At 58.6% G+C, this 9,877-nt stretch carries 9 protein-coding genes; 5 read left to right on the plus strand and 4 right to left on the minus strand.

The genetic code is table 11. The features are described from left to right. The first annotated feature begins 209 nt into the window (after positions 1–209). Both IVB46_RS38530 and IVB46_RS38535 read left to right on the plus strand, forming a co-directional pair. A complete protein-coding gene (locus IVB46_RS38530; RefSeq protein ID WP_346016159.1) occupies positions 210–752 on the plus strand; it encodes a hypothetical protein in 543 nt (180 codons plus the stop codon). A gap of 264 nt (positions 753–1,016) precedes the next feature. Beyond that, the gene (locus IVB46_RS38535; protein ID WP_247345222.1) at positions 1,017–2,459 is read left to right on the plus strand and encodes a DUF1254 domain-containing protein; all 1,443 of its coding nucleotides are present in this window, start codon (positions 1,017–1,019) and stop codon (positions 2,457–2,459) included. A gap of 228 nt (positions 2,460–2,687) precedes the next feature. On the opposite strand, the gene IVB46_RS38540 is transcribed toward IVB46_RS38535, so the two are convergent. After that, complete coding sequence (locus IVB46_RS38540; RefSeq protein ID WP_247345227.1) at positions 2,688–3,272, minus strand: lipocalin-like domain-containing protein; 585 nt, start codon at positions 3,270–3,272, stop codon at positions 2,688–2,690. On the opposite strand from IVB46_RS38540, the gene IVB46_RS38545 reads away from it, so the two are divergent. Both IVB46_RS38545 and IVB46_RS38550 read left to right on the plus strand, forming a co-directional pair. Beyond that, positions 3,179–4,204, plus strand: a complete 1,026-nt coding sequence (locus IVB46_RS38545; protein WP_247345230.1) for an IS110 family transposase — start codon at positions 3,179–3,181, stop codon at positions 4,202–4,204. The genes IVB46_RS38540 and IVB46_RS38545 overlap by 94 nt on opposite strands. Before the next feature lie 500 nt (positions 4,205–4,704). After that, on the plus strand, positions 4,705–6,183 hold the full coding sequence (locus IVB46_RS38550) for a sulfatase-like hydrolase/transferase (RefSeq protein ID WP_247345232.1): 1,479 nt from the start codon (positions 4,705–4,707) through the stop codon (positions 6,181–6,183). Between the two features lie 305 nt (positions 6,184–6,488). On the opposite strand, the gene IVB46_RS38555 is transcribed toward IVB46_RS38550, so the two are convergent. The 3 genes from IVB46_RS38555 to IVB46_RS38565 form a co-directional block, all read right to left on the minus strand. Next, positions 6,489–7,022, minus strand: coding sequence for a c-type cytochrome (locus IVB46_RS38555; RefSeq protein ID WP_247345235.1), 534 nt, complete (start codon positions 7,020–7,022; stop codon positions 6,489–6,491). Further along, on the minus strand, positions 7,022–7,456 hold the full coding sequence (locus IVB46_RS38560) for a hypothetical protein (RefSeq protein WP_247345238.1): 435 nt from the start codon (positions 7,454–7,456) through the stop codon (positions 7,022–7,024). The genes IVB46_RS38555 and IVB46_RS38560 overlap by 1 nt, the downstream gene beginning before the upstream one ends. A 278-nt stretch (positions 7,457–7,734) precedes the next feature. After that, on the minus strand, positions 7,735–8,745 hold the full coding sequence (locus IVB46_RS38565; protein WP_247345241.1) for an ABC transporter substrate-binding protein: 1,011 nt from the start codon (positions 8,743–8,745) through the stop codon (positions 7,735–7,737). A gap of 274 nt (positions 8,746–9,019) precedes the next feature. On the opposite strand from IVB46_RS38565, the gene IVB46_RS38570 reads away from it, so the two are divergent. Beyond that, positions 9,020–9,782 (plus strand): IS5 family transposase gene (locus tag IVB46_RS38570; RefSeq protein WP_247345257.1). Its coding sequence is split into 2 segments (ribosomal slippage): positions 9,020–9,111 and positions 9,110–9,782, totalling 765 coding nucleotides; the frame shifts between segments, so codons are not numbered across the junction. The last annotated feature ends 95 nt before the right edge of the window (positions 9,783–9,877 follow it).

Raw genomic sequence — 9,877 nt, forward strand, 5'->3', positions numbered from 1 at the left:
AGAGGAGGCCGGCCGATTCAGCCGGCCTCCATTCTTTCCCATCATGCTTCGGCCTGGATGGTTCCTGATCTTGGAGTTGAAATATGCTGTCGAATACAATGCGTGCGCTTGCGTTTCTCGGTGCTCTGACGGTCACAAACATGGCCTTGGCGCAAGACGCAGCGCCCCATGCGCCGCTAAAGACGATCGGGGCCACCAAATCCCAGGTCGTGCCATCGCTGATCGTCGTCAACTCCAGAGGCGCGAACCTGCAGCCGGGCAAGCTGGTCCTCGCCGGCGTTGCGCCAAATGCGATCATATTTGCAGATCGGCCAGTTCGTTCGGCCGGCCACGATCTGACCAGCCATATCGTCGAGGATTGGGGGGCGGGCAGCGACAATTTTGCAAAGAATCCGCCTAACGCCACGGTGTCCGTATTTCAGAAGGACGGCAGCAGCGTGCAGGATGTCGTTGTCACCTTGAAAAATCCCAAGCTCGAAGGCGATAACCTTGCGTTCGATGTCGACGTTCTCGAAGGCGACATCAAGGGCGCTGATGGCCCTGCCTCTGTATTTATCGACATCATCGGCCTTCCATTTACGCCGCTTTCATTCGCAGGCGTTGCGCGACGCACGGCCTATCGGGGTGCATATTATGCCGGAGCCGCTGCGGCGGCCGGTGCTGTGGCTGCGGCAGCCTACGCGTACCATCCGTATCCGTATTACTATCGCCCGCCGGTTTGCGGATATTATCCTTATCCTCCGTGCTACTAACGAAGCTGCGAGAATTGGCCCGGCGTCCTTCGCCGGGCTAGGGCGTGAACCCATAAGCTTGGAGCGGCCGGCGGACGTCTGCTTTGGTGCGCATAACGGACTCAAGTCGGACATCGCGCCATGTCCGAAAAGGGCCAAAGGCGGACATCCAGGCGGATCTGGATTAACCGTTTTTGCATAGCCAACCATCGCACAGGGCGCTATCAATTTAGTGCTACCCAAACGCGCATGATCACAAGCTGTGAACCGGAAGGAATTGTTCTGATGTTTACGAAACGCGATCTGTTTCGCTCTGGTGCAATGACCGCGCTCGCCGTCGTGGTGGCGAAGTCCACCCCGGCAATTGCGCAGAACAACGCCAATTGGCCCAGGCTGTTAGAGGCCAAGGACATCGCTGAAGAAGGCTTCATCTACGGCTTGCCGCTCGTGATGAATTATGCAGTCATGCAAGAATATGCCGTGGACAAGAACTCGGGGCAGTTCAAAGCGCCGTTCAACGAAATCTACAACATGCACCACGTCGCCACGCCAGAGGATACGGCAATCATCACGCCGAACAGCGACACCCCTTACTCGATACTCTGGCTGGATTTACGCGCCGAACCAATGGTCATCTCGGTGCCGGCGACCGAAAAGGACCGCTACTACTCGGTCCAGCTCATCGACGGCAACACCTACAACTTCGGCTACATCGGCACGCGCGCCACGGGGACCGAGCCCGGCGACTATCTGGTGGTTGGCCCCGACTGGAAAGGTGGAACGCCCAGCGGAATCAAGCAGGTCTTCCGATCGACGACGCCGTTCACGTTCGCAGCTTTCCGCACCCAGCTCTTCAACCCTGGCGACATGCCGAACGTCGAGAAAGTTCAGGCCGGTTACAAGGCCCAACCGCTTTCCGCCTTCCTCAAACAGCCCGCCCCGCCCGCCGCGCCGAAGATTGATTTCGTTCCCGCCACCACGGCTGGGATCAAGGATAACTTCTTCCAATATCTTGACGCAGCCCTGCAATTCGTCCCCGAGACGCCGAGGGACAAAGCGGTCCGTGCGAAACTTGCGAGAATTGGCATCGGTCCCGGCAAGACCTTCGCGTTCAAGGATCTATCGCTCGAACTCAAGGCTGAAATCCTGGTGGGCATGAAGCAGGGTGACGACAAGGTCGACAAATGGCTGGCCAGCGGAAACAAAAACATCAACGGCTGGAATGTCGGCTCGTTCTTTGGCGACGAGGCCTTCTTCAACGGCGATTGGGCGATGCGGGCCGGCGCCGCCAAGGGCGGTCTCTATGGCAACGATGCCGTAGAAGCGATGTACCCATATACCCGGAAGGACGCGACCGGTGAGCTGCTCGACGGCAGCAAGCACAAGTACACCATCACCTTCGCGCCCGGCCAGTTGCCGCCAGTGAATGCGTTTTGGTCCGTTACGATGTACGACGGCAAGAGCCAGTTTTTGGTCAAGAACCCGATCAATCGCTATCTCATCAACTCTCCGATGTTGCCGGCGATGAAAAAGGACGCAGACGGCTCGCTGACGCTGTACATCCAAAAAGACAGCCCCGGTGCGGACAAGGAAGCAAACTGGCTTCCGGCGCCGGATGACAAAATCTATCTCGTGATGCGCCTATACTGGCCGAAGCCTACGCCACCTTCGATCTTGCCGGCGGGCGAAGGGACATGGCGTCCACCCGGCGTGAAAAAGCTCTCATAGAAGACGCAGATCCCGACGCCTCCCGTCACGGAGGCGTTGCGATCGCCGGTTCTCGTGCTGTCCGCTGTGGGTCAAAAGCGCCTTTTGCGAGGTCGGCCAGTCACTTCCGGTGTACCTTGATGAGCGGACCTTCTGAGAGGCCGCGCAGACTTCGCAATCGGGCCACTTGCGGACGTGAAGTCAGTGAGCACGAAGGACAGCTGTGGAGCGCGACCGGACGTAACGCGATCACTTGGCCCGCTTCCACAGAAACTCAAGCGTTATGCCAGCCGGATTGCGGGGGTTCACAAATGTCATCTCGTCGGGACTGATAGCTGTAACGACACGCCGTTGGTTGGGCGCACCTACAAGATTGGGGAATGTGCTTGTTTCGATGTTTAGGTTGATAGTCCTCGTGTTCTCGTCAACGACATAGCGACCGGTGTAGGCGATTGACTTGGAGGCGGTATCCATCGCCTCTTCCGCAGACGGGCCCGACGGGTCGTTCGAGGCGTACTTGGCCGCGCCCACCGCTGTCGTGATGAAATAGAAATGACCATCGGTGGTGTAGGAGACGGCGCCTTGCCCGTGGAGGACCCGTCCACATGGGGTAATCGCGGGAGCGAGTCGCCCCTCCAGCCGGGTCAACCGACAATGGAAGCTGGTGGCTGTTCCCCGATAGGATGGAAATACGGGCTCACGACCGGACACCGGGCCCAAGCATCGAATGGAGAACAGCCATGGAAGAATATATCGGTCTCGACGTGTCGATGAAAGAGACGTCAGTCTCGATCCGCCGAGCAGGTGAACGGATCTGGCGCAGCAAGTGCGCATCTGATCCCAGAATCATAGCCGAGCTCATCCGCAAGCGGGCGCCATCCGTGAAACGCGTCGTATTCGAGACCGGACCGCTGTCGGTGTGGTTCTATCATTCTCTGCGCGCCGAAGGCCTGCCGGCGATCTGCATCGATGCGCGCCATGCTAAAGCGGCGCTCGATATGGCGGCGAATAAGACGGACGCAAACGACGCCGATGGCCTGGCGCAACTCGCGGAAGTCGGCTTCTTTCGTGAGGTGCGTGTGAAGGGATTCGACAGCATGCTGACCCGCACGCTTGTCGCAGCGCGGACGCGGCTGGTCCGAATCACTACCGAGCTTTCCAACCAGATCCGCGGCGTCATGAAAACCTTCGGTCTGGTCGTTTCTGCCGGAAAGGGAAGCACCTTCGAGAAGAACGTCCGGAGCCTTCTTGCCGATCAGGACGGACTTGCATCGATCGTGCTTCCGATGCTGGAAGCCTGGCGTGGCATTCGCATCCGCGCCGCCGAACTCGGACGCCAGTTGGTCCAGGACGCGCGCCAGAGTGAGGCTTGCCGCATCCTTATGTCCATTCCCGGCATCGGTGCGATCACCGCAACCGCCTTCACAACAGCCATTGAGAGGCCGGACAACTTCAGGAAATCCCGATCTGTTGGCGCCTGGATCGGCCTGACAACGCGCCGCTACCAATCCGGAGAAGTCGATTATGACGGCCATATATCCCGACGGGGCGACCACCATTTGCGAGGGCTTCTGTACGAAGCGGCTGCGGTCATTCTGACGCGCAGCTCAACCGACAGCACTCTGCGCACGTGGGGTCTGAAGCTCCGGGAGAGGATCGGCTTCAAAAGAGCTGCCGTGGCCGTGGCGCGCAAACTGGCGGTTATAATGCACACGATGCTTAAGACTGGCGAACTCTTCAATCCGAATGCCGGAGCCACCGCATAAGCCCCGATCGCGTTCAGAACCCGAACGCCCAAGGTGTCCCTGCCGGGACGTGAGCCGAGCCATTCCGCTGATGCTGTTGCACTGCTGACTCAGCAAAGTGCGTCGTCCACATTGAAGGCTCGTCCTGCGAAGCTCCATCATGCGGCGGCTAATGCCGACCGCGAAGACAACCATGCACCCGGCAGTGTCCCCTGAACGAAATTATATGCTTGACGCCTCAGCAGCGATTAGACAATCCGGCAGTGTCCCCTGAACGAAATTATATGCTTGACGCCTCAGCAGCGATTAGACAACAGCATCAAACTCGGAGATGAGCCCGGCATTCGCGTCGAATGATTTAGTCGACCCAACGGGCTTTGAGTTCATCTTCTCCGGGGCGGCTAATCGTCGCTCTGCGACTGCCGATTGTGCATACTTGCCCCACACAATTGCGCGTAGTGTACGGACGTTCTGGAAGTGATGCCCTTGCGCATATTTGACGGTCCGAGGAGATCTCAGCCATGGTGCAGAGCGGGATTTCCCGTCGTCGATTTGTCCAAACAACTGCCGCTAGTTCGTTGGCGCTCGCTGGAATAGGCCGCGGTCGTTCCGCCAGCGCTCAATCGACAAAACCGAACATCGTCTTCATCCTGGCGGATGACCTCGGCTACGCAGATTTGAGCTGCTACGGTCAGCGGGATTATACAACACCGAACATAGATCGGCTTGCAACCGAGGGATTGAAATTCACGCAAGCGTACTCCAATTCGCCTGACTGCTCTTCGACGCGCACGGCGTTGATCACGGGGCGCTATCAAGCTCGCTTGCCGCTTGGGCTCGAAGAGCCACTTACTCCTTTAACTCCCAAAGAAATCGGCCTGGCGCCAAGCCACCCCACCTTGCCATCACTGCTGAAGAAGGCGGGATATGGCACGACGCTAGTCGGAAAATGGCACCTTGGCGATCTCCCGGATTTCAGTCCGCTGAAGAGCGGCTATGACCAGTTCTTCGGGATACTCGGTTGCTGCGCCGATTATTTCAATCATGGAGCGGAGGCTTCCCGAGCCTACGTGTTACCGTTCCCCGGACTTGCGCATCAACTCTACGAGCAAGAAGTGCCGGTTGAGCGTCACGGTTACATGACGAATCTACTCGGCGATCGAGCCGTGCAAACTGTTGAAGGCTACGCCAAGTCAAAAGAGCCGTTTCTGCTGAGCCAGCATTTCACCGCGCCGCATTGGCCATGGGAAGGGCCGGATGACGAGGCAGAGTCGAAGCGGATCAGGAACATTTTTGACCGCGACGGCGGCTCGCAAAAGACCTACGCCGCGATGGTACAAAGTCTGGACACCAACATAGGTCGCGTGCTGCAGGCGCTCGACGCGAGCGGTCTATCCAGCAATACCATTGTCATCCTCACCAGCGACAACGGCGGTGAACGGTTCTCCAACGTTTGGCCATTCTCCGGCATGAAGCATGAACTCCTCGAGGGTGGGATTCGCGTTCCGGCGATTGTGCGCTGGCCCGGCCGGATCCTGCCTGGAGTGGTGTGCGAACAGGTCATGATAACGATGGATTGGATGCCGACCTTGCTTGCTGCCGTCGGCACGTCGCCGGACGCGGCTTATCCATCCGACGGTGAGGACCTCGGACAAGTTTTGACTGGAAGCGCGGGGCCGCATCCCCGGAAGTTGTGTTGGCGCTATAAGGCGGGATCGCAGCGTGCCATCCGCGACGGCGACCGGAAATATCTGCGGATAGCGGGAAACGAGTTTCTCTTCGACGTGGTGAGAGACCCGCGTGAGCGGGCCAATCTCAAGGACCGGGAGATAGACGTCTTCGAACGGCTGAAAAGTGACTGGGAGGCTTGGAACGCTACGATGCTGCCTGAACGGTCGCGGCCGGCGTCCTTTACTCACACTGGCAACTTCGTTGCTGACCACTATGGCGTCGCTAACCCGGCGCCAACGCCTCCTCCGACAAGTGCCCCCACGAAGTAATCAATGATTTGGAAGGTCTGAATGCGCGGCTATCATCCGTCGCCGCAACCGCACGATGGTTGGTCTCCGCCTGGAAAGGTGATGCCCGCTTCGGGTCAAAATGCGAAGAACTCGGTGCGAGCATATGTCTTCCGCTTCGCCCTCGAACTCGGACATTGCCCGTTGCAGTCGGCATGTCTCAAACGGGCCAGAACCGGACCTCATACGCCCTTCTATGAAGAGAGCGATGCGACATTCAGGAGTTGGGCCCGATGCTCCTGAGCATGGCCTTGTCCCGGTGTGGCGTGGCGCGGTTTCGTGCCTGCTCACGGATCGCGAGATGCGAGGTACGCGACAATCGCGAGAAGGTCCTGCTCGTCGAGATTGGCTACAATTTGGGCCATTAACGGGCTCCATTCTCCCGTTCGAGCGCCATGCTGGAAGTCATAGAGCTGCCGGAACATGTAGCTCGGTGAACGACCAGCAATGCTTGGCAGCGGTCCAAGCCCTTTCAGGTCCGCGCCATGGCACAACGCGCATTGGATCGTTTTGCCCGACCCACCTTTCATGACTAGCGCCTCGCCTTTGGCGAGGCTCCCGATTGGTGCATACGCTGTGAAGGTCGATCGAGGGTCGCGGCTTTCGAAGCGGAGCAGATCGTCGGGGATCTCCACGATCCGCGCTCCGATCGGCTCGCGCTCGCTGGTTTCCACCGCCGCCCAAAGCAGACCCGCCACATAGGTCTTTGGCGCGGTGTCGCTCTCGACCACCTTGATGCGTTTGCGCGGCTGCAAGGCCGAAAAGTAGGCTGCCGCGGCTTCGATTTCGGCGTCAGTGATCGGCTTGGAAAGCTCGATCATTAGCTTTGGCGGAATTCGCTCGGGGAGGGCTGTACTACGCGCCCCGCTCTTGTAGTCGGCCATTTGCTGATGATGTAGCTCTTCGGCAGCCCTGCAGGGTCCGCGTTTTCCGGACCACCAGGCCCGGTGGCGCGGTGACAAAATCCGCATGCGAACACACCGGGTTTGCGGCCGTTCGCGACGATGTCCGGCAGCGCGCCGTGATCGCTGGGGTGCCAAATGGGCGCAACAAAACGATCACGCAACTGGCTCCAGGTATAGCCGGCCGTGCTCTCTGGCACGCGAACTGGCTTTCCGTCATCGACGGGAGGCTTGTAGTCGGGATTGTTCGGCGTATAGGCCCAAGCGGGAGGACCGTCTGCGGCGGTTGCCATCCGTATCGCGAGTAAGCCACAAACGATCACAGACGAGAGCAGCGCGGGAACAATCCTCATTTTCAGTTCCCCGAGTGTCCGGGCCGGCAGCTATGGGGAGCTTGCCTCACCCATGAACTCCGGGCAAGCCATTCAGTTGCGACGTTTTGATCTCGGCGTTGCTGTGAAGCCCCGCCGGGTTCGACGTGACCGGGGTCATTCATGACGCGAAAGTCGGTACCGTTTACTACCCCCTATTCGGTCAAGCACGACACCAAGTATGTCTGAGTTGGGAAAGCCGATATCAGCCCAACTCGTTGTTATGCCCCCAATGGGGCCACAACCGGGGCTTTGCTTGTTTACTCAATGACCGTATCGGCAATCGCGACGAGCGCAGGAGGTACGGAAAGCCCCAGCTGCTTTGCTGTCTTGATATTAATGGACAACTCGAATTTGGTGACTTGGTAGATCGGGATGTCGCCGGGCTTTGCTCCTCGGAGAATTGCGTCGATATTATTGGCGACGCGCTTATTCAATTCGATCAGGTCGAACGAATAGGCCATTAAGCCCCCGGCCTCGACGGATTCGGTAAACGAAAAAATCGCCGGAAGCTTCACGTCGCTGAGCAACTTGGCGATCAAAGTGCTGTTTTGAAAGGTTTCAGGCGAAGGGAGGACCATGACCGCATTTGCACCGTCGCGGGAGATACTCTCGATGGCCGCCCGATAGTCTGCTTCGCTGGCACCAAATTCCACTAAAGACACCCGGAGAGCGAGGCTTGCCGCTTCGGCCGCCGCGCGAATTGCGGGGCCTGCGGTTGGCCCATTCCAGTACGCTCGAAGAGCGAGACACCCAAGTATCGAGATCGTCGGAACCATCTCGCGCAACAGTGCAATTCGCTTTCCATGAATGGATAGACCAGCGTCGATGCTGGCTCCCGTGAAATTGCCGCCTGGGTGAGCCAGACTTTCGGCGAGCCCTTGCTTAACGGGGTCGGAAGTGGTCACTACAACCGGAATACGCGATGTTAGCTTTTTGAAGATGACGGCGTCAGCGCCAATGACGTAGATGATTGCCGGGTTGCCCCGAACGACTTCCGTCGCCAGGGCTTCGAGGCCGGACGTGTTCTGCTCTCGGCCGTAACGTTCGACCTCGAGGTTTTGTCCCTCTATCTGCCCCAACCGCCGAAGCTCAGCGAATAAGGCTCGCCAAGCTTTGGTTTTGCTATGCTCACGCAAGTCCGCGCTTGGCTCTGCTGGGCTGAAAATAGCAAGGCGCTTGCGATTGGGGATCTGCTGTGCGCCCGCAGCGAGCGGCCATACGACCGCCGCACCGCCAACAAGAAGACTGATGAAATCGCGCCGTCTCATGCAGCCCTCCAAGGAGGCTCAGGACCACGCTAAATTCAGTTGGAAGCATACCACATCGCGGCATGGGAGTCGGGGTATTGGAGGCGCAAGATGTCGCGCGCGGCAATCCGCTGTTCTGCGTTGCGCCATGACCGCTAAGGGTCATTCGCGTCGATTTTGGCATGTCCGGGATATGTCCGCTTACAGGGTAATCTCGGAAGTACCGGTCCTCCGGTTTTTGCCGGTTGAAGGCATCGGGTTGGACGTGATTCAAGCGTCCAAACCGGAGCCTCGAATCGTGCGGTATGAACTCACGGACTTTGAATGGGCTGCCATCCGGTCGTTTCTGCCGAACAAGCCGCGTGGCATTCCCCGTGTTGACGACGCGCGTCCTGAACGGCATCTTTTGGGTTCTGCGCTCAGGCGCTCCCTGGCGCGACCTGCCGGCATACTATGGTCCCCGCACCACTTGCTATAATCGCTTTGTCCGTTGGCGGCAGGCCTGCGTCTGGGACCGGATCATGGATGCACTGGCCGCAGGTCACGACGCGGCGGTGCAGATGATCGATACCTCGGTCGTGCGGGTGCGCCAGCACGGAGCCTGCATCGCAGATAACAATCACCAAGATATAGGGCGCTCGCGAGGGGGCCTAACGAGTAAGATCCACGCGGTGGTGGACACCAATGGCCTGCCGGTCCATCTCGCCCTCACGCCTGGTGAAGCGCATGACAATCGGCTGTGTTCGGTTCTGCTCAGCGCGTTGCTCCCACAAACAATGTTGCTCGCGGATCGTGGATACGACGCGAACTGGATCAGGGAGCTTGCCCGACAGCAAGGAGCTTGGGCGAACATTCCGCCGAAACGAAATCGGAGAGACCCAATCTGCTTTAGTCCCTATCTGTATCGTGCGCGCAACTTGATCGAACGGTTCTTTAACAAGATCAAGCAATGTCGGCGTGTTGCGACTCGATATGACAAGCTCGCAGCTAACTATCTCGCGTTCGTCAAACTCGCCTCAATCCGAATTTGGCTGCGTGCTAATGAGTCCACGCCCTAGCACTACTTTGGCAGAATGTGTTTTCGCCGCTGTTTTTCAAGGATTTGCTTTCGGCAATATGGGCACTGCTGGGGCGGCGGCCGAAGGATGAGATC

The organism is Bradyrhizobium sp. 61 (assembly GCF_023073075.1).
GTDB classification, from domain to species: domain Bacteria; phylum Pseudomonadota; class Alphaproteobacteria; order Rhizobiales; family Xanthobacteraceae; genus Bradyrhizobium; species Bradyrhizobium barranii.

What these genes read in the sequence shown, in the direction of transcription:
- IVB46_RS38535 (WP_247345222.1), top strand. Translation starts at nt 1,017, where the DNA reads ATGTTTACGAAACGCGATCTGTTTCGCTCTGGTGCAATGACCGCGCTC.
- IVB46_RS38545 (WP_247345230.1), top strand. Translation starts at nt 3,179, where the DNA reads ATGGAAGAATATATCGGTCTCGACGTGTCGATGAAAGAGACGTCAGTC.
- IVB46_RS38540 (WP_247345227.1), bottom strand. Translation starts at nt 3,272, where the DNA reads ATGCGCACTTGCTGCGCCAGATCCGTTCACCTGCTCGGCGGATCGAGA.
- IVB46_RS38550 (WP_247345232.1), top strand. Translation starts at nt 4,705, where the DNA reads ATGGTGCAGAGCGGGATTTCCCGTCGTCGATTTGTCCAAACAACTGCC.
- IVB46_RS38555 (WP_247345235.1), bottom strand. Translation starts at nt 7,022, where the DNA reads ATGATCGAGCTTTCCAAGCCGATCACTGACGCCGAAATCGAAGCCGCG.
- IVB46_RS38560 (WP_247345238.1), bottom strand. Translation starts at nt 7,456, where the DNA reads ATGAGGATTGTTCCCGCGCTGCTCTCGTCTGTGATCGTTTGTGGCTTA.
- IVB46_RS38565 (WP_247345241.1), bottom strand. Translation starts at nt 8,745, where the DNA reads ATGAGACGGCGCGATTTCATCAGTCTTCTTGTTGGCGGTGCGGCGGTC.